The following is a 23715-nucleotide window of genomic DNA, read 5'->3' as shown; positions in this document are numbered from 1 at the left end:
CCATCCGTGTGTCACCAGTGAAAGGAGGTGCCGTGCGGTGTCGGGCGAGGACGCCCGGGAACCGCGGGTCAGCGCGCTGTCTTGGGGTCGAAGGCGTCTCTGACCGAGTCTCCGAGCAGGTTGAACGCGACGACGAAGACGATCATCGAGATGCCGGGGAAGAACATGTAGGTGATGTCGTTCTGCATGACGAGTTCGGTGGACGCCTTGGCGAACATCTGGCCCCAGTCGGGCGTCGGTTCGACGATGCCCACGCCCAGGTAGGACAGACCGGCCTCGGCGGTCACGAAGTTGGGCAACAGGTACGTCGACTGCACCAGGAGCGGTGTGACGACGTTGGGCAGGATCTCCTTGCGGATGATCCACCACGGGGAGGCGCCGCTGACCCTGGCCGCTTCGATGAACTCCCGTTCGCGCAGGGCGAGTGAGGTGCCGCGCAGGATGCGGGCGAGGCTCATCCAGCCCAGGAACCACTGGACGAGGATGAGGGCGACCACCCGGACGTAGGTCGGTGTCTCGTCCCGGGGACTGACGAACAGTGAGACGACGACCGGCATGCTCGCGATGAAGAACAGCTGGGCCGGGAAGGCGAGCAGGAAGTCGATCAGCCGGCCGATGGTGTAGTCGGCCTTCCCGCCGAGGTAGCCGGCGGCGACGCCGAGCAGGATGCCGGTCACGACGACCGCCACGGTGACCGCGATCGAGATCATCAGCGAGGTGCGGATGCCGTAGAGGAGTTTGGTGAAGACGTCGTAGCCGTTGCCCGGTTCGAGGCCGAACCAGAACTCGCCGCTGATGCCGCCGTTGGGCCGCACCGGCACACCCGCGCTGTCGAAGAGTTCGGGGCGTTCGTCCGCGTAGACCGTGTACGGGTTCTTGCCGTAGAGCTTGGAGATCAGCGGGGCGGCCAGCCCGATCAGGAAGAAGAGGCCCACGACACAGGCCGAGATCACTCCCGTCCGGTCGCGCTTGAAGCGGATCCACATCATCCGGCCGGGGGACCGGCCGGCTAACTCGGCGGACTCGGGTTTCGTCTGCGGCCCTGGTTCACCGTCGACGACGACCGGTGGACCGCCGCCCTCGGTGTCGGTAGGACTGGTCACGGTTCGTCCGTTCCACAGGTATGGGTGTGTGAGAGCTCGGGGTACGCCGGACGGCGCGAGTCCGCGGCCGGACGCGCGTAGTCGAACGGCCGCCTCGGACGGCCGGCCCGTTCCTCAGAGCTGTGTGACCCACCTGGCGTTCGCGGTACCGCACATAGGGATTCCTCCTCATGACTTCACGCGTTCACCGACAGGAGAGGGGCTTCCGTTCGTCCTCCGACACCCCTGACGGAGGATCAGGCACCCCGTGGTGCTCGTGAGTCGGCACTGTCCCCACAGCGCGAGACCCATTGACCCGAGCGCTAACGGACAACTATCTGGCATGCGGCAGACGGCGACCACCGTCTGTAAATCTCAATTCAGTCACAGCAGACGCATAGACCTTTGAAAAAGCCCGGGTACCCCCATGGGGGTACCCGGGCTTCGGGCCGAGGGCCGGCGGGTCGTCAGCCGTGCTTGGCGCGGCTGGCGGCGCGGGCCCGGTCACGCTGGTCGAGCACGACCTTGCGGATGCGGACGGCCTCCGGGGTCACCTCGACGCACTCGTCGTCGCGGCAGAACTCCAGCGACTGCTCGAGCGACAGCTTGCGCGGCGGCACGATCGACTCGGCCACGTCGGCCGTCGAGGACCGCATGTTGGTGAGCTTCTTCTCCTTGGTGATGTTGACGTCCATGTCGTCGGAGCGGGAGTTCTCGCCGACGATCATGCCCTCGTACACCTCGGTGCCGGGCTCCACGAACAGCACACCGCGCTCCTGGAGGTTCGTCATCGCGAACGCGGTGACGGCACCGGACCGGTCGGCGACCAGCGAGCCGTTGTTACGGGTCTGCAGGGTGCCGAACCAGGGCTCGAAGCCCTCGTGGATGGAGTGGCCGATGCCCGTGCCGCGGGTCTGGGTCAGGAACTCGGTCCGGAATCCGATCAGACCGCGCGAGGGCACGACGAACTCCATGCGCACCCAGCCGGAGCCGTGGTTGGACATGTTGTCCATCCGGCCCTTGCGGACACCCATGAGCTGGGTGACCGCGCCCATGTGCTCCTCGGGCACGTCGACGGTCATGCGCTCGACCGGCTCGTAGACCTTGCCGTCGACGTCCTTGGTGACGACCTGCGGCTTGCCGACGGTCAGCTCGTAACCCTCCCGGCGCATGGTCTCGACCAGGATGGCGAGCGCCAGCTCACCGCGGCCCTGGACCTCCCAGGCGTCCGGACGCTCGGTCTCCAGCACCCGGAGGGAGACGTTGCCGATCAGCTCGCGGTCCAGGCGGTCCTTCACCTGACGCGCGGTGACCTTGCGGTCCTTGACGGCCGCCTTCGCGTCGGCGCCCTTGCCGGTGCCGCCACGGCCGACCAGCGGGGAGGTGTTGGTGCCGATGGTCATCGAGATCGCGGGCTCGTCGACCGTGATCAGCGGGAGCGGGACCGGGTTCTCGGGGTCCGCGAGGGTCTCGCCGATCATGATGTCGGGGATGCCGGCGACGGCGCAGATGTCACCGGGGCCGGCCTTCTCGGCGGGCTTGCGGGTGAGCGCCTCGGTCATCATCAGTTCGCTGATGCGGACGTTGCTGATCGACCCGTCGCGCTTGATCCAGGCGACCGTCTGGCCCTTGCGCAGCTCGCCCTGCTCGACGCGCAGCAGCGCGATACGGCCGAGGAAGTTGTCGGCGTCCAGGTTGGTGACGTGGGCCTGGAGCGGGGCCTCCTCGTCGTAGGTCGGGGCCGGGATGTGCTCCAGGATCGTGGAGAAGAACGGCTCCAGGCTGGTGGAGTCCGCCGGGACCGTGCCGTTCTCCGGCTTGGTCAGCGAGGCGATGCCGTCACGGCCGCAGGCGTAGACGATCGGGAACTCGATCTGCTCCTCGTCCGCGTCCAGGTCGAGGAACAGGTCGTACGTCTCGTTGACGACCTCGTCGATGCGGGAGTCCGGGCGGTCCGTCTTGTTGATGCACAGGATGACGGGCAGCCGCTGCTGGAGGGCCTTGCGCAGCACGAAGCGGGTCTGCGGGAGCGGGCCCTCGGAGGCGTCGACGAGCAGCACGACGCCGTCGACCATCGACAGACCCCGCTCGACCTCGCCGCCGAAGTCGGCGTGGCCGGGGGTGTCGATGATGTTGATCGTGATCGGGTCCCCGCCGTCCTTGGGGTGGTACTTCACCGCCGTGTTCTTGGCGAGGATCGTGATGCCCTTCTCACGCTCCAGGTCGTTCGAGTCCATCATTCGGTCGTCCACCGAGTCGAGCTGGTGGGCGGCGAAGGCACCGGCCTGCTTCAGCATGCCGTCGACGATGGTGGTCTTGCCGTGGTCGACGTGGGCGACGATGGCGACGTTGCGGATGTCGTGGCGCGTGGCCATAGGTTGGCGTACTCCCGGAGTGTGAGGATCGCCCTGCGCGGACGTCTGTGTTGCGCGGGCCCTGCCGGGCTGGACACGCCACGGCCACACCCCATGGTACGGGGCTCTCCGGGGGTTCGGGTTTGCGGGTACGTCTATGCAGCTCAGACCACTGATGGGCGCCCAGGTGACCTACCCAGGGGCGCGGGCCCGTATCGACAGCGGCTCCGCCGCGGGGCGCGACAAGCCCCAATGCACCCGCACCCGACCAAGGCGCCCGCCCCCTACTCCTTGGTCGCACTCGCAGTCGCAGTCGCAGAGGCACTCGCACTCGCACTCGCACTCGCACTCGCCTTACCGCCGGAGGCCTTCGCCCCCTTCTTCAGGAAGCCCATGTCCTCGTAGACCGGGGTCTGGAAGCCGAAGGCGCCGGCGTTCGCCAGGGCCTTGCGCACGCCGACGAGCTGGGGGCGCTGGTAGAGGGGGATCGAGGCGGCGGCGGCCCAGATCCGGGAGTCGGCCTCGCGGATCAGGTCCCGGGCCTCGTCGTCGTCCAGCGTGGCTGCGGCCTGGTCGAAGAGCTGGTCGACCTGGTCGGTGCCGACCCGGGTGTAGTTCTGCTCGACGTTCAGGGAGCCGTCCGCGGCGGCGACCGGCTTGGCGTAGATCGGGCGGGCGTCGGTGGCGGGGAAGGGGGTGGAGGGCCAGGAGTACAGGGCTAGGTCGTACTGGCCGGAGGCGACGTAATCCTTGAAGAAGCTGTCGTCCGGGACCTTCGTGATGTCGGTGCGGATGCCGACCTTCCGCAGCATGTGCGAGATCCGGTCGGCGACCGTGCGGAGGGCGTCGGAGCCGGGGCCCGAGGGGATCACGAAGCGCAGGATCAGCGCCTTGCCGTCCTTGGCGAGCGCTCCGGCCGCGGCGCCCGCCGGGGCGGCGGTGCCCTGGGGGGCGTACGCGCCCTGCGCTCCGCCCTGCTTGCCGGTGTGCTGCCTGCCGTCCTGGGCGAGGTGCTTGTCGCCCCCGTCGCTCCCGGTGTGGTCCTGGTGGTCGCGGGCGTCCTTGTTGTCCTCGCCGATGATGTACGCGCCGTCGTCGCCGCCCTGCGACTCGTCGCCCTTCTTGTGCTCGGGGCCGGCCGCCTTGTCGGGCTTCTTCTGCTCCTTGACCGGCCCGCCGAGGACCCACCCGGCGTCCGCGAGCAGCGCCTGTGCCGCGGCGGTGTCCTGGCCGCCGAGGACGCCGCTGCTGTCGGTGTAGCCGGCCTCACCGGCCAGGGCGAGGTGGCTGCCGACGGGGGCGGCGGGCAGGCCGAGGGGGCCGAGGACGGCCTTGGCCAGTTCCGTGCGGTCGATGGCGCGGGCGACGGCGCGGCGGACCCGCTCGTCGGCGAGGGGGCCCCCGGAGCCGTTGAGGGCGAGCTGGGTGTAGGCAGGCTCGAGGGACTTGCGGACCTCGAAGTCGCGCAGTCCCTGCTGCCGGCGCAGATACGTGGTGACGGACTCCCGGAGCTTCTTCGCGGAGGTGCGCCCGGGTCCCGTCAGGGGCGCGCCGGCGCCCTTGGCGTGGGTGGCGAGGTTGACGCGCTGGGCCTCGGCGGGGTCGACGTCGGCGAGGTCCACCTTGCCGTCGGCGAGGGCGGCGGCCCGCTTGTCGCGGGGCACGGCGTGCAGCACGATCTCGGACAGCTTGGCGGGGTGGCCCCACCAGCGGGGGTTGCGGGTGAGGACGACGTCCTTCTTCGCGGTGTCGACGTCCTTGACCTTGAAGGGGCCGGCGGTGACCTTGAGCTTGCGGCGGGCTCCGTCGTTGAAGGCGTCGGGGGTGCCCATGACGTCCTTCGGGTACAGCGGGGAGAACAGCGACTTCCAGTCGGCGTAGGGGCGGCTGAAGGTGACCCGGACCTCGAGGTCGTTGGCACCGCGTTCGATCTTGGCGATGCGGTCGTAGCCGGCGTTGCGGGCGGTCCAGTAGGCGCTGTCCTTGCCGGACAGGGCACGCCACTGGGCGGCGAAGTCGGCGGCGCCGATCTCACGGCCGTCGCTCCAGACGGCCTGCTGGTTGAGCCGGTACAGGACGACCTGGCGGGGTTCGGTCTCGATGACCTTGGCGGACTCCAGGTAGTCGGGGTTGCGCACCGGACGGCCCTTGGCGTCGAGGCGGAACATCGACGGCAGGACGGCCTGCGCGACCCGGGTGGTGCCGGCGTCGGCGTCGGCCTGGAACGTGTTCAGGGTCTCCGGTACGTCGTCCACGGCCCAGCGCAGGGTGCCGCCGTCGGCGACCTGGGCGCGGGCCGCCGGGGCGACGTCCTGGCCGGCCAGCGGGGTGCTCGCCTTGTCGTCGGAACCACAGCCGGCGAGGAGGGGCACCGCGAGTGCGCCCGCGGTGAGGAAGGCGACCGAGCGCATGGCCGCGCGCAGTCCGACGCCGTCGTGGGACATCTCTGCTTACCTCCGGGAGCCGCGGGGGTTATGATCACGTTTGTCGGTATATGGAGCTGATCAGATCTATGCACCCACTGAAGAGGAAAGGATCCGGCAACACAGGGCGACACAGCGGCGACGGGCGGTAAGCCCACCCGTGCGGCGCAACACACCCGCAAGACGCACCCGTACGCCCCCGGCCAATCGGTGCACATCTCTTCACATCACGAGGTGTGACGCGCAACACTCGCAGGCGCATGAACGTTGCCGCAGAGCCCGCGGGACCCGTGGAAGTGAGGGCAAGTCATGTCCGTGCACGACGAATTGACGTCAGTCCAGCGCTGCCTCGACGACCTCTACCGGTCGCTGGGACGGCTGGAGAAGCAGCTCGGCAGCAGTGGCCTGGAGATCCGCCGGGTCCGGACGGACGCCAACCACCTGCGCGAGAGCGTGGCGCTGCTGCGCGACGCGGCGGCGGCTCCGGCCGCTGCCGGCCGGCCCGACCTCGTCACCATCTCCGACACCCCGTACGACGTCAGCCTGTGGACCGACTCGGACGACGAGGGCCTCGGCGCCCGCGACCGGCACGCACCCTGACCCGACCGCGAGCGAGCCGGAGGGGCGCGCCGGTGTCGAGTGGCCGAGCGCGCGGAGGCCCGAAGGGGTGAGCACGGTCGGTCACTCGACACCGGCTCAGGCGCCCCGAAGGCGACCGGAGCCGAATGGAAACGGAGCCGATGGAAGCGGAGCCCTGCTTTGGCCACTGGTACGGAATCCCAACCCGACAGCGGCGGCGTACGCACTCGCACGCGCGCCGCGATCGCCGCCCCGCACCTGCGGACCGACCGCTGGTGGCTGGCCCCTGCCGTCACCGCGGCCGGTCTGTTCGCCTTCGTCGTCTACTCGACGTGGCGGGCGTTCGCCAACGCGGACTACTACGCGGCGCCGTACGTCTCGCCCTTCTACTCCCCCTGCCTGGCGGAGAAGTGCCGGACCATGCACGCGGGCCCGAACGCCGACCTCTTCGGGGGCTGGTGGGGCATCTCCCCCGCGATCATCATCCTGATCTTCCCGCTCGGTTTCCGCCTGACCTGCTACTACTACCGCAAGGCGTACTACCGCAGCTTCTGGGCCTCCCCGCCGGCCTGCGCCGTGGCCGAACCGCACCGCGGCTACACCGGCGAGACCCGCTTCCCGCTGATCCTGCAGAACCTGCACCGGTACTTCTTCTACGCCGCCCTGCTGGTCGCCGGGGTGCTCACCTACGACACCGTGCTGTCCTTCCGCGACCAGCACCACCACTGGGGCCACATGGGCCTGGGGAGCCTCGTCTTCCTGGCGAACATCGTGCTGATCTGGGCGTACACGATCTCCTGCCACTCCTGCCGGCACATCGTCGGCGGCAAGCTCAAACACTTCTCCCGACATCCCGTGCGCTACCGGATGTGGCAGTTCGTGGGACGGCTGAACGCCCGCCACATGCAGCTCGCCTGGGCATCGCTGGTGAGCGTGGCGCTCGCCGACTTCTACGTCTACCTGGTCGCGTCCGGGGTCTTCGACGATCCGCGCTTCTTCTAGCTGAGTGAGGCTTTCTGATGTCCGTGGTCGACCGTCAGGAGTGGGACGTCGTCGTGGTCGGCGCGGGCGGCGCCGGACTGCGGGCCGCCATCGAGGCACGTGAGCGGGGCGCCCGCACCGCGGTGATCTGCAAGTCGCTGTTCGGCAAGGCGCACACGGTGATGGCCGAGGGCGGCATCGCCGCGGCGATGGCCAACGCCAACGAGCGCGACAACTGGCAGGTCCACTTCCGCGACACCATGCGCGGCGGCAAGTTCCTCAACCAGTGGCGGATGGCCGAGCTGCACGCCCAGGAGGCTCCGGACCGGGTGTGGGAGCTGGAGACCTGGGGCGCCCTGTTCGACCGTACGAAGGACGGCCGGATCTCGCAGCGCAACTTCGGCGGCCACGAGTACCCGCGCCTCGCCCACGTCGGCGACCGCACGGGCCTGGAGCTGATCCGCACCCTGCAGCAGAAGATCGTCGCACTGCAGCAGGAGGACCACCGGGAGACCGGGGACTACGAGTCCCGGCTGAAGGTGTTCCAGGAGTGCACGGTCACCCGGGTGCTGAAGACCGTGCCCGACAGCGGCTCCACCGCGGGCGAGAGGGTCTCCGGGGTCTTCGCCTACGAGCGCGAGACCGGCCGTTTCTTCGTCCTGGAGGCCCCCGCCGTGGTGATCGCGACCGGCGGCATCGGCAAGTCCTTCAAGGTGACGTCGAACTCGTGGGAGTACACCGGCGACGGGCACGCCCTCGCCCTGCTCGCCGGGGCGCCGCTGCTGAACATGGAGTTCGTGCAGTTCCACCCGACGGGCATGGTCTGGCCGCCGTCGGTGAAGGGCATCCTGGTGACCGAGTCCGTCCGGGGCGACGGCGGGGTGCTGAGGAACTCCGACGGCAAGCGGTTCATGTTCGACTACGTCCCGGACGTCTTCAAGGAGAAGTACGCCGAGTCGGAGGACGAGGCCGACCGCTGGTACGAGGACCCGGACCACAACCGGCGCCCTCCGGAGCTCCTCCCCCGCGACGAGGTCGCCCGGGCGATCAACGCCGAGGTGAAGGCGGGCCGCGGCTCCCCGCACGGCGGGGTCTTCCTGGACGTGTCGACGCGGATGCCGGCCGAGGTGATCCGGCGCCGGCTGCCCTCCATGTACCACCAGTTCAAGGAGCTGGCCGACGTCGACATCACGGCGGAGCCGATGGAGGTCGGGCCGACCTGCCACTACGTGATGGGCGGCATCGCGGTCGACTCCGACACGGCGGCGGCGCGCGGGGTGCCGGGGCTGTTCGCGGCCGGTGAGGTCGCGGGCGGCATGCACGGCTCCAACCGGCTCGGCGGCAACTCCCTCTCCGACCTGCTGGTCTTCGGCCGCCGGGCGGGCTGGCACGCCGCCGAGTACACGGCGGCCCTGGCCGCGGCCCGTCCCCCGGTGGACGACACCCAGGTCGACGCGGCCGCGGCGGAGGCGCTGCGGCCCTTCTCGGCCGAGGCCGAGAGCGCGGAACCGGCCGGCGGGCCGCCGGAGAACCCCTACGGCCTGCACCAGCAGCTCCAGCAGACGATGAACGACCTGGTCGGCATCATCCGCCGCGAGGGCGAGATGGAGCAGGCGCTGAAGAAGCTCGGGGAGCTGCGGGTACGGGCGCGGCGGGCCGGGGTCGAGGGGCACCGGCAGTTCAACCCGGGCTGGCACCTCGCCCTCGACCTCAGGAACATGCTGCTGGTCAGCGAGTGCGTGGCCCGGGCGGCGCTGGAGCGCACCGAGTCGCGCGGCGGGCACACCCGCGAGGACTGCCCGGCGATGGAACGCGACTGGCGCCGGATCAACCTGCTGTGCCGGCTCACCGACCCCACGGGCGGCCTGGCGGCGACGGACCCGGTCCGCGGCCAGATCACGCTCTCCCGGGAGACCACCGACCCCATCCGTCCCGACCTGCTCGCCCTCTTCGAGAAGGAGGAGCTGGTCAAGTACCTCGCCGAAGAGGAGCTGTACGAGTGAGCAGCTACGAGGCCCGCTTCAAGGTGTGGCGGGGTGATGTCGGGGGCGGCGGCCTGGAGGACTTCGAGGTCGAGGTCAACGACGGCGAGGTGGTGCTCGACATCATCCACCGCCTCCAGGCCACCCAGGCCCCCGATCTGGCGGTGCGCTGGAACTGCAAGGCGGGCAAGTGCGGTTCGTGCTCCGCGGAGATCAACGGGCGGCCGAGGCTGATGTGCATGACCCGCATGTCGGTCTTCGACCGCGAGGAGACGATCACCGTGACCCCGCTGCGCGCCTTCCCGGTGATCCGCGACCTGGTGACCGACGTCGGCTTCAACTACCAGAAGGCCAGGGAGGTTCCGGCGTTCGTGCCGCCGCCCGGGCTCGCCCCCGGCGAGTACCGGATGATGCAGGAGGACGTGGACCGGCCGCAGGAGTTCCGCAAGTGCATCGAGTGCTTCCTGTGCCAGGACACCTGCCATGTGGTCCGTGACCACGAGGAGAACAAGCGGGCTTTCGCCGGTCCCCGCTTCCTGATGCGGGTGGCCGAGCTGGACATGCACCCGCTGGACGCGGCGGCCGAGGCCGGCCTGGACCGCAAGACCACGGCCCAGGACGAGCACGGGCTCGGCTACTGCAACATCACCAAGTGCTGCACGGAGGTCTGCCCGGAGGGCATCAGGATCACGGACAACGCGCTGATCCCCCTGAAGGAGCGCGCCGTCGACCGCAAGTACGACCCGCTGGTGTGGCTGGGGTCGAAGATCAGGAGGCGGAGTTCGTAGGGGGCAGTTCGGGGGTACGGCCGGGGCGCCGGGCGAGATTCCCCACCAAGAGACTCCCCATGAACATCAACCAGCCGATGACCGGGAGGGTGTCGAACCTGGCGCGGAACACGCCGAGGAACATCCACAGGGAGGCACCGACCGCGGCGAAGAGCTGGCAGTACCCCCACAGCTTGGGCCGCAGGATCCGGTGCCGACCCAGCGGGACCACCCAGCCGGTCGTGACGGCCGCGATCCCCAACACCGCCATCAGCGTCACGAGCAGCGCGCCGACGACTTGCAGGAACATGTGCATGACGATCAGCATCCCACCGGTTCCAGCCCGGCACGTCAATGGTTTGCCCAATCCTTCCGGTAGGCGCTCCAGTCGTCCCCCGTCGCCGCGAAGTCCACGTAGAGGGCCACGCCGAAGCGGGCGCGGTCGGCGTCGGTGCGGGACAGGCCCAGACGGACGCCCCGGACGGCGGCGGGGACCGTCTCCGCGTGGTTCCAGTGGCCGAAACGGTTCTCGTGGTAGAAGGGCAGGCCCATCAGGAGGTCGGTGGAGGGCGGGGTGACCTCCAGGGCCAGGGAGGTCTGCTCGGCGACATAACCGCCGTACAGGCTCTGCAGCGGCTGCATGGTGTCGTACGACATCACGGCGATCTGGTCGACACGGCGGGCCACCTGGCCGAAGTACGCCTGCGACCACCACTTGGGGTGGCCCGCGAGCGTGCCCCAGACGGAGTGGAAGGCAGGCAGCGGGTCGATCTGGTGGGCGGCGACGGAGAGCAGGGCGTGCCGGTCGCGGGTGACGCGGTGCAGGTCGTCGAGGAGGCCGAGGTAGTCGCGGTCGCCTGAGTGCAGCGGCTCCAGGTCGAAGTGGACGCCCTCGAAACCGGCGGCGAGAACCCGGCGGGTGGAGCGGACGACGGCTGCCCGGGTCGCCGCCCGCTCCAGACGCATGCCGTCCGGGGACTCGGTGGCCAGGACGTCGCCGAGCCAGGCCTGGACGCGAACGCCGGGCAGTTCGCGGTGGACGGCTGCTATCAGCCAACGCGCCTGCGGGTAGTCCGATGGGGGGAGGGTGCCGTCGTGTTCCAGGGGGCCGGAATGGACGTACAGGTCGCGGATACCGGTGCCTCGCAGGCGGCGGGCGAGGGCTTCGACGTCCCGGTCGTCCTTTCTGCCGTCGATCCAGGCGTGGCCGAGCCAGATGGCGTCCCTGCCGCGGGTGTACGTGCCGTCGGCCGTGTCGCCGCTGTAGTTGACGCGGAGGGCGGCCTCGGCGGTGAGGAGGGAGAGCAGGAGCAGCAGGATCAGGGCGAGGACCGTGCGGCGTATCCAGCGGCGCTTCCGTCCGGGGCCGGGGGTGGGCGGGCCCGGTGGGACGTCCTCCGGCCCCTGTGGGGTGTCCTCGCCGTCGGCGGCCACCGGTCGGGTTCTGTCCTGCGTCGGTTCCGCGTCCATCCCCGTACTCCCCGTCCTCGGCGCCCTCGGCGTCCCCGTCCCCCGACCGCCCGCCCCGGTCGCGGCGCCCCTCACCTGCCCATACGCTCCGAAATGTGACGTCAACCTTGATCCGGGGCCGGCCGCGGCGCGCCACGTCGCACACAGCCGTGCGGGTGGCGCACGCCGTGCTGGGCGGGGTGGCCGGGTTCGTGTGGCTGCTGTCGCCGGGGATGACGATCAGCGCCGAAGATCCGGTTCCCGTCGCGCACGCCGCGCCTGTCGTGGCCGCCGGCGCCGCGGCGCGGGACGAGACGTCCGCCACCGATCTGCTGCTGCCGCTCGTGGTGGTGGGCGCGGCGGGAGTGCTGGCCGGGTACGGGTACGTACGGCGCAGCCGGCGGGCCCGGACCCGGACGACGCCCGGGGTGGTGTCCGTCCGGCCGCCCGTGCCGACGGCGGGTGACTTCGAGCGGCAGGCGCGTAACGCGCTGGTCGTCGCGGACGACAGCGTGCGCACCAGCCGTGAGGAACTCTCCTTCGCCGAGGCGCGGTTCGGTGCGGCGGCGGTGGAGCCGTATCTGCGGGCGCTGCGGGCCGCGGAGACGGAGCTGGCGGCCGCGTTCGCGATCCGGCGGCGGTACGAGCAGGGCGTACCGGCGGACGAGGCGGCCCGGCGGCAGGCGCTGGTGGGTGTCGTGGGGCGGTGCGCGGAGGCGGGGCGGCGGCTGGACGCCGAGGCGCCCGCGTTCGACCGGCTGCGGGCACTGGAGGAGGGGGTGGGCGGAGCGCTGGAGGTCGCCGAGGGGCGGTTCCGGGAGCTGGCGGCGCGGACGGGCGGGGCGGCGGTGACGCTCGGCGGGCTCGGCGGGCGGTTCACCGCGTCGGCCGTGGAGCCGGTGACGGGGCATCTGGAACAGGCCAAGGACCGGCTGGTGTTCGCCACCGGTCACCTCAACGCGTGCCGACAGACGGCCGACGCGGGTGATCCGGAGCGGGCGGCCCGCCATCTGCGCGCCGCCGAGGGGGCCATCGCCCAGGCCGGTGTGCTGGTCACCGGTGTGGAACGGCTCACGGCCGGGGTGCGGGAGGCGGCGGGACTGGTGCCGGCGGCGCTGACCGGTGCGGAGGCGGCGATCGCGGTGGCCCGCGAGGCCGGGGCGGCCGACGTTCCCGCCGGGGAGCTGCGGGCGCGGATCGCCCGGGCCGACGGTGCGCTGGCCGCCGTACGCAGGGAACTGACCGGGGGACCCTACGACCCGTTGGACGCCCTGCGGCACGTCGCGCGGGCCGTCGAGCCGCTGGGGGGTGGCCGGACCGGAGTGGTGTCGGCGGCGGCGCTGCTCGTGGCCCGCGGCGTGGTCGACGCCGCGGACGACTTCGTCGGCACCCACCGGGGGGCCGTGGGGGCCGAGGCCCGCACCCGGCTGGCGGAGGCCGTCCGGCTCCTGGCCGACCGCGGCCCCGGGCTCGCCCTGGCCGACCGGCTCGCCCGCGAGGCCCGCGACCTCGCCGAGCGCGACGTCCGCGCACACGGGACGCCGTACGCCGAGACCCCTGTCACCGGCCTCAGCGGCGCCGTCCTGGGCGGCATCCTTCTGGCCGAGGAACCCGACGCGGGCCCCCCGGCGAGCTTCGGCGGGCCGGAGACCCGGGGACGCCGGACCCTGCCGGGGGCTTGAGCGCCGGGGATCCCGAGCCCGGGCTGCCACACTGACCCCTGGGGGCTCCGCCCCCAGACCCCCGGCCTGTGCCCACCCACCACCCGTGCGGGCCGACCGGAAGGCGCGGCTCCCCTCTCACCCCACCCGGCACTACTCAGCCCGTCCGGCATCACTCAGCCCGTCCGGCGTTTGAGGACGAGGCCGTTCAGGCCGAAGGGGTCCGGGGCGGAGCCCCGGCGGGGTGCAGGGGCGGAGCCCCGCAGGGGTCCAGGGAGCGCAGCCCCGCAAGGGTTCAGGGGGCGCAGCCCCGGCGGGGTCGAAGGGGCGGAGCCCCTGGGGACGGGAAGGGCAGGGGCGGCGGGGGCGAGGAAACCCGGGCCTCAGCCCTGCGGCCGGCACACGGCACCGGCCGCTCAGAACAGGCTCAGCAGGGCCTCCGCCGGGTCCGTCAGGCCGGTTCCGCCGTCGGGCAGGGGCAGTTCGAACCAGACCGTCTTGCCCCGCGGGGTGCGGCGGGAGCCCCACGCGGCGCTGAGCAGCCCGACCAGCTGCAGCCCCCGTCCCCCCTCGTCGGTGTCACGGGCACGGCGCCGGCGCGGCTGCACCAGGCCGGAGTCCCAGACCTCGCAGACCAGGGTGCGGTCCAGGAGCAGCCGCAGCCGTATCTCGCCCTCGCCGTACCGCAGGGCGTTCGTCACCAGCTCGCTGACCAGGAGCTCCGCGGTGTCGACCAGGGGCTCGAGGTCCCAGCTGAGCAGCTGCCCGCGCGCGTACTCCCGGGCGCGGCCCACACTGCGCGGCTCGCGCGGCAGGGTCCAGTCGCCGACCGACTCGGCGGGCAGGCCCTGGACACGGGCCATCAGCAGCGCGATGTCGTCCTCGCCGTGGTGGGTGTCGAGGGTGTTGAGGACGTGGTCGCAGACGTCCTCCAGCGGCTGGGAGGGGTCGGTCAGCGCGCCCACGAAGGCCTGGAGGCCCTCGTCCAGGGGATGGTCACGGGATTCGACCAGCCCGTCCGTGTAGAGCGCCAGGAGCGCGCCCTCGGGGAGTTCGACCTCCACCTCCTCGAAGGGCTCGCCGCCCACGCCCAGCGGCATGCCGGGCGGCACGTCCAGCATCAGCGCGTCCTCGCCGGGTTCCACCAGCACCGGCGGCAGATGGCCCGCGTTGGCGAACGTGCACCGCCTGGTCACCGAGTCGTAGACGGCGTACACACAGGTCGCGAGGTAGACCTCGGACAGGTCGGCGTCCCTTGGCTGACGGGCCGTCCGGGTGGCCTGCTGGACGCCGCCCGGAGTGCCGAGGCCACGGGCGATCTCGTCCAACGCCGAGAGCACCTCGGCCGGTTCGAGGTCCAGCAGGGCCAGGGTGCGGACCGCCGTGCGCAGTTCGCCCATCGCGACCGCGGCGCGCAGCCCCCGCCCCATGACGTCTCCCACCACCAACGCGGTCCGGGCACCGGGCAGTTCTATGACGTCGAACCAGTCGCCGCCGACCTCGGTCGCCGCGTTGCCCGGCAGGTAGCGGCAGGCGATGTCCAGGCCGGAGGCCTCCGGGTCGCCGGGCGGGAGCAGGGACCGCTGCAGTATCAACGCCCGTTCGTGCTCGCGGCGGTAGAGGCGGGCGTTGTCGATGCAGACGGCCGCGCGTGCCGCCAGCTCCCAGGCCAGGTCCCGGTCGCGGTCGCCGAACGGCTCGCTGCCCTTCGTACGGGCGAACTGGACGAGTCCGACGACCGTGTCGTGGGCGACCATCGGGACGGCCAGCGTGGACTGGACGAGGCCGCCGTCCTCGGCGGGGACGGACTGCGGCCGGGCGGTGCGCAGGGCGTCCGCGCAGGGCGAGTTGAAGGGGTAGTGGTGGACCGCGCCGACCGCGACGGGCGTCCCGCCGCCGACGAAGGGCGCGTCGGATACCGCGCTGGCGAAGGCCACGCGGCGCAGTTCCGCGCTGCCGTCGGCGAGTCCGGGCGGGGTCTCGTCGCCGACCAGGAGGCCCTGGTAGAGGTCGACGGTGGCGAGGTCGCAGAAGCCGGGGACGACGACGTCGAGGAGTTCGCGGGCGGTGGTCTCGAGGTCGAGGGAGTTCCCTATGCGGGCGCCCGCCTCGTTGAGCAGGGCGAGATTGCGCCGTGCCGCGGCTGCCTCGCGGGCGGCGTCCCGGCGGGCGGTGATGTCGGTGCCGAGCCAGGCGACGCCGATCGGCCGGCCGCTGCCGCTGTGCACGCGGTAGAGGTTGATGGACCAGTGCCGCCGCTCCTCGGAGCCCGGTACGAAGCCCGTGACGTGCATGTCCGTGATGGAGTTGCCGGTCTCCAGGACCCGGCGCAGGGTGGCCGCGACCCGTTCGGCCTCGCCGCGCATCAGGTAGTCGTGGACGCCGCGGCCCCGGTGGTCGTCGGGAGTGCCGCCGAACGTGTTGGCGAACTGTTCGTTGGCACGACGGACCCTCAGTTCGGTGTCGATCAGAAGAAACCCGAACGGAGATTGACCGAAAATCGCCTGCGAGGCGGCGAGATCGGTCTCGATGCTGCGCAGGGTGCGGACGTCGACGACGATGCAGACGGCGGCCTTGTCACCCTCCGCTGTGCGGGTGGGCATCACATAGACCTCGGCGAGGCCCTCCCGGCCGCACTCCCCGTCCGCGGTGTCCGGCATCCGGAAGGGGACCACCCCGGTCCACTCCCGCCCGTCGAGTATCTCGGCCATCTTCCGCTGACCGCGCTCGCGCAGATCGGGATCGATGAAGGCGTCGACGGGATCCATGCCGATGGCGCGTCCGGCCGGAATGCCGAAGAGCTGCTCGGCGCGCAGACTCCACTGGTCGACCAGCCCCTTGGGGCTGATGGAGAAGGACGCCACCTTGATGTAGTCGTAGATGGAGCCGGGTGGGCTGCTCTGCCACATGGCGTCGCCGGGCCGCCGCTCGTCCGCGGCCTTGGCCCTCGCGCCGTCCGACGGGTCCTCGGACTCCGTGGCCTTCGCTGGTATCTCGCTCACGCGAACCGTCCCCTCCAGCTCACCGCGTCCGGCACCGGTCACCGGCTGCGGCTGCCCGCAGTATCCAGCACTACGGCGCCGCACAACACGGTGTTCACGATCACAGCACGTTCCCGGTGGTTTTCGGTCCGGGCCGTGACAACACTTCCAGTCTTCTAACCAGGCAACACGTCGTCGAATCACGCGTTACGGCAACCGTCCGGGACCGAACCGGACTCAGGACGGCTCCGTCCGGCGGGTACACACCGGCGCACCCGGGTTCGGGCAGGTATAGCCGGGCTCATCCCGGCACGGCCAGTTCGAACCAGACCGTCTTGCCGGTCTCTCCCGGCCGGGTGCCCCAGCGGCGTGAGGAACCGGCGACCAGTTGGAGACCGCGGCCGCTCTCCTCGTCGGGGCGCGGGGCGCGCTCGTGCGGCGGGTCCGGGAGCGGGTCGGAGACCTCCACCAGCAGGGTGTCGCCGAGGTCGGCGGGGCGGACCAGACGTACGCCGACGGGGCCCGTGGCGTGCCGCAGGGCGTTCGTCACCAGCTCGCTGACCAGCAGCGCCGCGAGGTCCGCGAGGCTGTCGAGGCGCCATCCGCGCAGTTGGTCGCGGACCGCCGCGCGGGCGGCGCGCACGGCGCCCGGTTCCTCGGGAAAGGTCCACTCGGCGCAGTCGCCATCGGTGTCGATCACGCCGATCACTTCCCAGGCCAGCAAGCCCACCCATGTCCTGTTTCGTGGGGTTAATGGGCACATACCCGATATCCGGTGCCGAGTACCGCCCGGAGAGTGCGGAGTGCCGCCGAACGGCGCCGCGCGGGGGTCACAGCAGACGTGCGACCACTTCCCTGACCGCCGGGACGTCCTGATCGAGCCAGTCCACGTCCCAGAGCCGGTCCGGCGTGAGCCAGCGCAGTTCGTCGTGGTCCTGGAGGGGCTCGGGGCGCGGAGAACCGGTGCGGGGGCGGGCGGTCCACACCTGCAGGACGTACGGGTCCCGCAGGGGCCACTCCCCCGGTACGCGCTCGACGACTTCCACCTCGACGCCGAGTTCCTCGCGCAGTTCGCGCACCAGCGCGTCCTCGGGCGACTCCCCGGGCTCCACCTTGCCGCCGGGCAGCTCCCAGCGGCCGGCCAGCTCGGCGGGCGCGCTGCGGCGCGCGGCGAGCAGCCGGCCGCCGTCGAGCAGGGCGGCTCCGACCACCACGGTCCGTTCCGTCATGCGCCGCAGCCTAGGGGGTGTCCGGCAGTCGGGGGCGGCCGGGACGGTCAGCCGCGGGAGCCGTTTCCGTTGTGGCCGATGCGCTCGACCCAGTAGATCTGCTTGTGTCCGCGGTCGTCGAGGCTGTCGGCGATCTTCTGCGCCTCCGCGCGGGTCGCGTACCGGCCCACGCGGTAGCGATTGCCGTTGTCGTCCTGCCGTATGACGAGCCAGGGCAGCGCGACCGTGCCGTTGACGTCGTTCATCGCACCCCACCTCTTCTTCCGGACCTCACCCGGCCGTCTCCCGTCCCCGGCTCCCGCCGTGCCCCGCCCACTGAGGAAACCGCAGTACGCATATGCGCGAGCGTACGCCTAACCTTCACGCAGCGAACACGCCTTTTCACCAACAGGTACGCAACCGGCCAGAACGCAGGGGGCGCACGATGACGAATGCGCCGTCCGCGCGCTTCGATGCGTCGGTTTGACGGGGAGTCCGGCACACGGCGATCACCTGCGAGAACGGCGGAATCCCAACGGCCCGCGGACGGGCGGGTGTCCCGTGACCGGGCGATGCAACTGCCCCAGGGGTGTGCGCTACTTCACTGGGAGGTGGTACGCGACGTTGTAGCGGTCGGCGGGGATCACGACGTCGGCGGTCTCCACCGGGCGACCGGAGGCGTAGTACGTGCGCTGGACGACCAGGACCACATGGCCCGGCACGCCGCCCAGGGTGAGCAACTCCTCGGCCAGGCCCGGGCGGGCGCCGACCTCCTCGGTGACGTTGTCCACGATGACGTCGATGGCGCGCATCCGCTCGACGACGCCCATGCCGCCGAGGGGACCCTCCTCGGGCAGCATGACGGGGGTGCGGCCGGTGACCGCGAGCGGCTCCCAGGAGGTGGAGAGCATCATGGGCTCACCGGCGTCCCGGAAGACGTACCTGGTGCACATCACCCGGTCGCCGGGCCGCACACCGAGCCGGTCGGCGATGGCGACGCTCGCCTCGGCCTGTTCGCTGCGGGACTCCCAGGTACCGCGCGCGGCGGCATCGGCCTGCTCCTGCCGGAAGGGCGTGGCCCCGGCGGGCGGGCGGAAGCCGGAGCGGGCGATGCGCCGGGGCGCGGGCCGCTCGCGCACATACGTCCCCGAGCCGGAGCGGCCCTCGACCAGCCCTTCGGCCATCAGCACCTTGCGCGCCTCGAGGGCGACCGTGTCGGAGACGCCGTACTCCTCACGGATCCTCGCCTGGGAGGGCAGACGGGCGTGGGGCGGCAGCAGACCGTCGACGATCTTCTTGCGGAGATCACCCGCGACACGCAGGTACGCCGGCTGCTCACCGAAAGTCACGGGCCGCTCCCATCAGGTTGTACAGACAGCAACAGCGTGGCAACCGTGGGTTGTGCCGCGCAACCAAAGGCCAGAGAATCACTCGATGTGATGACATCCGCCTGGTGAGTGCTTTACGCAGGCACTTTCTCCCCGCTATAGCGCCTGCCACACCTCCAGACCCGTGTCGTCCGAGGACGGCGGAGCCGTGGCCAGCCCCAGAGCCTTGCACGCGGTGACCGTGCGGTCCGGGTCGATCAGTTCGAAGCCCTTGTCGTAGTGCGCGTAGAAGACGTCGGCGTCGACGGCCTTCGCCCACTCCGTCCGTGCCTCGTCCACCTCACCGGCAAGGGCGGTGACCGTGTCCCGCAGGCCGGGTGGGGCCGGGAGGCGGAGGGGTGGACACGGGTACCGTGCTCCTGGGTCAGGGGCGGCGGCAGCGCTGAAGTGGCAGCTGGGAACCACAGCTGAGAACCACAGCTGAGAACTGACGACTGGACTGACGTACGACTGCGCGCATCGTAGGCGCGTGACTGGTGGGGGTGGAATGCGGGTCGCGAGTGCGACGGTGCGTGCGGTGAACCGGCTCACCGCACGATGGGCGGGGGCCGCCGACGGCGGCACGGCGGTCTCCGCGGCCGGTGTCTGGCCGCTGCTGGCCTTCCTCGCCGACGGGGCCACCGGTCCCGCACGGGCGGAACTGGCGGAGGCCCTCGGGCTGCCCGCCGAGGAGGCGGCAGGGGCGGCACGGGAGTTGCTCGCCGGGATGGGCGGCATGCCCGGGCTGGACTGCGCGCTGGGGCTGTGGACCGACCGGGCGCTGGGACTGCGGCAGGAGTGGCGGGCGGGACTGCCGGCGGGCACCCACGGAGTGCTCAGCGGCGATCTCCCGGCCGACCAGGAGGCGCTGGACGCCTGGGCGGTCGAGCGGACCGGAGGGCTTGTCGAGCGCATGCCGGTCACCCTGACGGAGGACGCCAGGATGGTCCTCGCCGGCGCCCTGGCGCTGCGCACCGACTGGCGGCGCCCCTTCGACGAGCGGACGCTGCGCCCCGGCACCGGGCCGTGGCAGGGCCGCCGCCTGCTGGGCCTGCACCGCCGGGGCGTCCGGCCCGACCGGGCCGGGGTGGCGAGTACCCCCGACGGGTGGGTCACCGCCCTGGAAGTGCCCGGCGACAACGGCATCGACGTCCATCTCGTGCTGGGCGAGGAGCGGATGACGCCGGGTCGGGTACTGGCCGCGGGTGTGGCCGTCGTGGAGCGGGCTCTGACGGTGACCGGGGGCGGTCGGCTGCCGTACGGGCATGCGGGCCCCGGCCTGCACGTCGAGCGGCAGCCCGCCGTCTCCCCGGAGCCGATGACGCTCGACGTGACGACGGCGGCGTTCGACGTGCGGACGGAGCACGACCTGCTCGCCCGGCACGGCCTTTTCGGCCTCACCACGGCGCGGGACACCCGGTACGGCCACTTCCCCGGCATCAGCGCCGACCCGCTCGCCATCGGCGCGGCCGGGCAGTCGACGGTGGCGCAGTTCGGCGCCCTGGGCTTCCGCGCCGCCTCCGTGACGGCCCTGATGGCGGCCCCCGGTTCGGGACCGCCCCGGTACCGCTACGAGACCACGGTCGTCCGCGCCGTCCTCGACCGCCCCTTCGCCTTCCTCGCCGTGGACCGGGAGACGCGGCTGGTACTGGTGGCGGGCTGGGTGACGGAGCCGGCGCCTTACACGGTGGGGGCAGGGCCGTACTCACATTGACGACGGTGAGGTGTCCGGTCTGGCACTCGCGTCAGTCGGTACGGTCGGACCATCCGCCCGGGAGGTCTCCGGGGGCTGTGGCGATGACGGTGTCGTCGTCGGGGCCTACGAACTCGAAGAGGGTGATCTTGGCGAATTCAGGGACCACGCAGATGGGGTAGACCGGCCCTTCGTCGCGGTACGTACGCATCTCGTTCAGGTGGTCGTTCTGGTACAGGACGGTGCGCTCGGGGTGCTCCTCGACCCAGTGCGGGAAGAAGATCACACCGTGCAGGCGCCGCTTGCCGGGCATGACGTTGACGGAGACCGACGTACCGGTGGGCTCGTTCCACGAGACCTTGTAGTGGTCGTCGTCCAGCTGGACGAGATCGACCTCCTGATCCTTGACCCATCGGCCGCCCACCATGCCGGAGTGGATCCGGTAGTCGATGGTGGTCGCGTTCTTCACGTACATCTCGTACTGCCAGCCGTTGGCGTAGGTGTAGATGAAACGGTGGCCGACGATGCCGGAGAGCTCCTGCGGCGGGACGGGGTTCTGGACGGTGGTCTCGTGCGCTCCGTTGCTGGTCATTCGGGTACCTCCTTGCTGCACTGCATGCCGCGGTGGCGGCCTATTCATTTTGTCACAAAATTATTTTGTCGCAAAATAGAGTGCTGCGGCATGATGAGGTCATGGACACCGCGACTGATCTCGGCCGCCTGATCGGGCCACTGCGGCGGGCCGTACTGCTGCGTACCCGCCGCGCGGAGGACCTCCCGGACCTTCCCGAGGCACAGATCGAACTGCTGCGGGTCCTGTCCGACGCCGGCCCGCTCGCCCCGCGCGAGGTCGCCGCCCGGCTGCGGGTCGCTCCCTCGACGGTCAGCAACCTGGTCCGGGTCATGACCGCATCGGGGCTGATCGAGCGCAGGCCGTCGGCGACCGACTTCCGCACCGCGATCCTCGCGGCCTCCCCCCGCGCCCTCGACCTGCTCAGCCGCTACGACCGGGTCAGCACCGACGCGCTGCGACACGCCTTGGCCGAGCTCGCGCCGGACAGCCGACAGGCCATCGCGGAGGCGCTGCCGGCCCTCACCGAACTGCTCGGCGCACTGGAGGACGGGCGCAGGTGACCGCCGCCGCGAGGCGCACGGATTGCCCGCGTATATTGGGTGAACGGGTGTTTTGACGTATCTGCTGGCCAAGTGAGCCCGCCGCCATCCCAGGGAGTGGACGGCACGCGCTTCGGTGCCAGCGCGAGGAAGTACCGATGAGGCTCAAAACCGTCCTCTGTTCCGCCGCCTCCGTCCTCTCCGCCCTGGCACTGCTCAGTGGCTGCGGCGACGGCACCGTGGCGGCGTCGGGCGACCCGCCGCTGGTCGGTGTCGACTACCCGCGGTCGGACACCGACTTCTGGAGCTCTTACATCAGGTACACGCCGGAGTTCGCCAAGCAGCTCGGCCTTTCACTCAAGACCACCAACTCGCAGAACGACCTCGCCACGCTCGGCGGCAACGTACAGACGCTCATCGTCCAGCGCGTCAAGGGCGTGGCGATGGCCCCGCAGAGCACCTTCGCGATCGCGCCGATCCTGGCGCAACTGGAGGCGAAGAAGATCCCGGTCGTCACCGTCGACACCCGCCCCGACACCGGCCACGTCTTCATGGTGGTCCGCGCCGACAACCGCGCCTACGGCGAGAAGGCCTGCGAATACCTCGGCGCCAAGCTGGGCGGCAAGGGCAAGGTCGTGATGCTGGAGGGCGACCTCTCCTCGGTCAACGGGCGCGATCGCACCGAGGCGTTCAACGAGTGCATGGCGGCGCACTACCCCGGCGTCACGGTGTTCGGCGAGGCCACCAACTGGGACGGCGCCGTCGCCGCGCAGAAGCTGCAGGCGGACCTGACAGCCCACCCGGACATCAAGGGCATCTACATGCAGTCCAGCCTGGCCCTGTCCGGCACCCTCCAAGTACTGAACCAGCAGGGCCTCCTGGTCGGCCCGACCGACAAGCGGCACGTGTTCGTCGTCTCCAACGACGGCGTACCCAGGGAGCTCAGGGACATCACCAAGGGCAACATCGACGCCACCGTGTCACAACCGGTCGACCTCTACGCCAAGTACGCGCTGTACTACCTGAAGGCGGCGATCGACGGAAAGACGTTCAAGCCCGGCCGAACCGACCACGACAGCACCATCGTCCGGGTCCGCAAGGGCCTGCTGGAGGACCAGCTCTCCGCCCCGCTCGTCACCGCCGACGGTGGCACGTACGGCGGCGTCCCCAGTCTGAAGAGCACCGACCCCTCCCTGTGGGGCAACAGCTCCGGCTGACACCGCGCCGCCCCGTGCCGCCTGGTCCTGGACGACCGTGAGCACGATCCCGTCCCCCGGGCGGCGCGTCGTGCGCCGCCCGTAAGGCCGGCGGTCGCCGGTTGACGATCTCGTGGCCCGGACCTCGCCGAGTCGCTACCGTTTAGCCATGACCGCACTGCCCGACTGGATGCGCCCGCCGCGTGAGGAAGGCTGGTTCGCGGAGGACCTGGACCGCCTCCCCGAGGCGCCCCGCCACACCGAGCTGATCGACGGAGCCCTCGTCTTCGTGATGTCGCCACAGCGGTGGTGGCACGGCCACCTCGTCACCATGCTCACTGTCGCCCTCATGGAGCAGGCACCCAGCGATGTCAGCGTCGGCCGGGAAATGACCGTAAAGCTCGACGAGCGAAACCGGCCCGAGCCCGATCTGCTCCTGACGACGGCCGCCTACGACGGCGACCGCACCTGGTTCACGCCCGATGAGGTGCGACTCGTCATCGAAGTCGTCTCACCCGAGTCCGCGCACCGGGACCGCACGGTCAAGCTCCGCAAGTACGCGGAGGCCGGCATCCCGCACTACTGGTGCATCGAGGACGAGGGTGGCGCCCCTGTGGCCCACGTCTACGAACTCGACGAGCCGACCGGCGTCTACGCGCCCGCCGGCATCTTCCGCGGCACCCTGAAGCGGCCTGTGCCTTTCGAGATCAGCCTGGATCTCGACAAGCTCACCCCGCCGAGCGGCAAGTAGAAGTCAGCCCGGGAAGCAGAAGGGGTGGGGCTCTGGCGAGCCCGCCCCTTCGCGCGATCACACGTTGAAGCGGAATGCCCGAAGCCCGATCCTGACCTGCGGCGGAGCACTTTCTATGGCTCTGACCT

General features: G+C 71.1%; 21 protein-coding genes. 9 read left to right on the top strand and 12 right to left on the bottom strand.

What is annotated here, in order from left to right:
* Positions 1-68: 68 nt before the first annotated feature.
* From ACWC21_RS25445 to ACWC21_RS25435, 3 genes are all read right to left on the bottom strand, one after another.
* Positions 69-1103 (bottom strand): ABC transporter permease, encoded by a 1035-nt coding sequence (locus tag ACWC21_RS25445; RefSeq protein ID WP_450885129.1) that lies wholly within the window; start codon positions 1101-1103, stop codon positions 69-71.
* 446 nt (positions 1104-1549) lie between these two features.
* Positions 1550-3457: a translational GTPase TypA gene (gene typA / locus ACWC21_RS25440; protein ID WP_450885128.1), complete on the bottom strand. Its 1908-nt coding sequence runs from the start codon at positions 3455-3457 to the stop codon at positions 1550-1552.
* A 263-nt stretch (positions 3458-3720) separates the two neighbouring features.
* Positions 3721-5880, bottom strand: a complete 2160-nt coding sequence (locus ACWC21_RS25435; RefSeq protein WP_450885127.1) for an ABC transporter family substrate-binding protein — start codon at positions 5878-5880, stop codon at positions 3721-3723.
* 288 nt (positions 5881-6168) lie between these two features.
* On the opposite strand from ACWC21_RS25435, the gene ACWC21_RS25430 reads away from it, so the two are divergent.
* From ACWC21_RS25430 to ACWC21_RS25415, 4 genes are all read left to right on the top strand, one after another.
* The gene (locus ACWC21_RS25430; protein ID WP_450885126.1) at positions 6169-6459 is read left to right on the top strand and encodes a hypothetical protein; all 291 of its coding nucleotides are present in this window, start codon (positions 6169-6171) and stop codon (positions 6457-6459) included.
* Positions 6460-6618: 159 nt separating this feature from the next.
* Entirely contained in the window at positions 6619-7440 is an 822-nt protein-coding gene (locus ACWC21_RS25425; protein WP_450885125.1) for a hypothetical protein, read from the top strand.
* A gap of 17 nt (positions 7441-7457) precedes the next feature.
* Positions 7458-9422, top strand: a complete 1965-nt coding sequence (locus tag ACWC21_RS25420) for a fumarate reductase/succinate dehydrogenase flavoprotein subunit (protein ID WP_450885124.1) — start codon at positions 7458-7460, stop codon at positions 9420-9422.
* Entirely contained in the window at positions 9419-10189 is a 771-nt protein-coding gene (locus tag ACWC21_RS25415) for a succinate dehydrogenase/fumarate reductase iron-sulfur subunit (protein ID WP_450885123.1), read from the top strand. The genes ACWC21_RS25420 and ACWC21_RS25415 overlap by 4 nt, the downstream gene beginning before the upstream one ends.
* Here the strand turns inward: ACWC21_RS25415 and ACWC21_RS25410 are convergent.
* Both ACWC21_RS25410 and ACWC21_RS25405 read right to left on the bottom strand, forming a co-directional pair.
* Positions 10170-10478, bottom strand: a complete 309-nt coding sequence (locus ACWC21_RS25410) for a hypothetical protein (RefSeq protein WP_450885122.1) — start codon at positions 10476-10478, stop codon at positions 10170-10172. The two genes, ACWC21_RS25415 and ACWC21_RS25410, sit on opposite strands and share 20 nt — an antisense overlap.
* Positions 10479-10519: 41 nt before the next feature.
* Positions 10520-11638 (bottom strand): hypothetical protein, encoded by a 1119-nt coding sequence (locus ACWC21_RS25405; protein ID WP_450885121.1) that lies wholly within the window; start codon positions 11636-11638, stop codon positions 10520-10522.
* 212 nt (positions 11639-11850) lie between these two features.
* On the opposite strand from ACWC21_RS25405, the gene ACWC21_RS25400 reads away from it, so the two are divergent.
* On the top strand, positions 11851-13299 hold the full coding sequence (locus ACWC21_RS25400) for a hypothetical protein (protein WP_450885206.1): 1449 nt from the start codon (positions 11851-11853) through the stop codon (positions 13297-13299).
* 395 nt (positions 13300-13694) lie between these two features.
* Here the strand turns inward: ACWC21_RS25400 and ACWC21_RS25395 are convergent, their stop codons facing one another.
* The 6 genes from ACWC21_RS25395 to ACWC21_RS25370 form a co-directional block, all read right to left on the bottom strand.
* Positions 13695-16280: a SpoIIE family protein phosphatase gene (locus ACWC21_RS25395; RefSeq protein WP_450885120.1), complete on the bottom strand. Its 2586-nt coding sequence runs from the start codon at positions 16278-16280 to the stop codon at positions 13695-13697.
* A 280-nt stretch (positions 16281-16560) separates the two neighbouring features.
* A complete protein-coding gene (locus ACWC21_RS25390) occupies positions 16561-16989 on the bottom strand; it encodes an ATP-binding protein (protein ID WP_450885119.1) in 429 nt (142 codons plus the stop codon).
* Positions 16990-17089: 100 nt separating this feature from the next.
* Entirely contained in the window at positions 17090-17488 is a 399-nt protein-coding gene (locus ACWC21_RS25385) for an NUDIX domain-containing protein (RefSeq protein ID WP_450885118.1), read from the bottom strand.
* A 47-nt stretch (positions 17489-17535) separates the two neighbouring features.
* Positions 17536-17733 carry an SPOR domain-containing protein gene (locus tag ACWC21_RS25380; RefSeq protein WP_450885117.1) on the bottom strand — a complete coding sequence of 66 codons (198 nt, stop codon included), beginning with the start codon at positions 17731-17733 and terminating at the stop codon, positions 17536-17538.
* 330 nt (positions 17734-18063) lie between these two features.
* Positions 18064-18816, bottom strand: coding sequence for a GntR family transcriptional regulator (locus ACWC21_RS25375; RefSeq protein ID WP_450885116.1), 753 nt, complete (start codon positions 18814-18816; stop codon positions 18064-18066).
* Positions 18817-18951: 135 nt separating this feature from the next.
* The gene (locus ACWC21_RS25370; protein ID WP_450885115.1) at positions 18952-19134 is read right to left on the bottom strand and encodes a hypothetical protein; all 183 of its coding nucleotides are present in this window, start codon (positions 19132-19134) and stop codon (positions 18952-18954) included.
* Positions 19135-19342: 208 nt separating this feature from the next.
* Here ACWC21_RS25370 and ACWC21_RS25365 point away from each other — a divergent pair, with 208 nt between their 5' ends.
* Complete coding sequence (locus ACWC21_RS25365; protein WP_450885205.1) at positions 19343-20548, top strand: serpin family protein; 1206 nt, start codon at positions 19343-19345, stop codon at positions 20546-20548.
* Positions 20549-20579: 31 nt separating this feature from the next.
* Here the strand turns inward: ACWC21_RS25365 and ACWC21_RS25360 are convergent, their stop codons facing one another.
* Positions 20580-21119 carry a phenolic acid decarboxylase gene (locus ACWC21_RS25360; RefSeq protein ID WP_450885114.1) on the bottom strand — a complete coding sequence of 180 codons (540 nt, stop codon included), beginning with the start codon at positions 21117-21119 and terminating at the stop codon, positions 20580-20582.
* Positions 21120-21220: 101 nt separating this feature from the next.
* On the opposite strand from ACWC21_RS25360, the gene ACWC21_RS25355 reads away from it, so the two are divergent.
* The 3 genes from ACWC21_RS25355 to ACWC21_RS25345 all read left to right on the top strand — a co-directional run bounded on the left by ACWC21_RS25355 (position 21221) and on the right by ACWC21_RS25345 (position 23587).
* Positions 21221-21661: a MarR family winged helix-turn-helix transcriptional regulator gene (locus ACWC21_RS25355; protein WP_450885113.1), complete on the top strand. Its 441-nt coding sequence runs from the start codon at positions 21221-21223 to the stop codon at positions 21659-21661.
* Positions 21662-21798: 137 nt separating this feature from the next.
* Positions 21799-22857, top strand: a complete 1059-nt coding sequence (locus ACWC21_RS25350; RefSeq protein ID WP_450885112.1) for a sugar ABC transporter substrate-binding protein — start codon at positions 21799-21801, stop codon at positions 22855-22857.
* Between the two features lie 148 nt (positions 22858-23005).
* Positions 23006-23587 carry a Uma2 family endonuclease gene (locus tag ACWC21_RS25345; protein WP_450885111.1) on the top strand — a complete coding sequence of 194 codons (582 nt, stop codon included), beginning with the start codon at positions 23006-23008 and terminating at the stop codon, positions 23585-23587.
* The last annotated feature ends 128 nt before the right edge of the window (positions 23588-23715 follow it).

The sequence above is a fragment of the Streptomyces sp. NPDC001348 genome (assembly GCF_053597535.1).
Note: the sequence above shows the minus strand (reverse complement) of the source record. Positions and strands in the feature narration are given on the sequence as shown.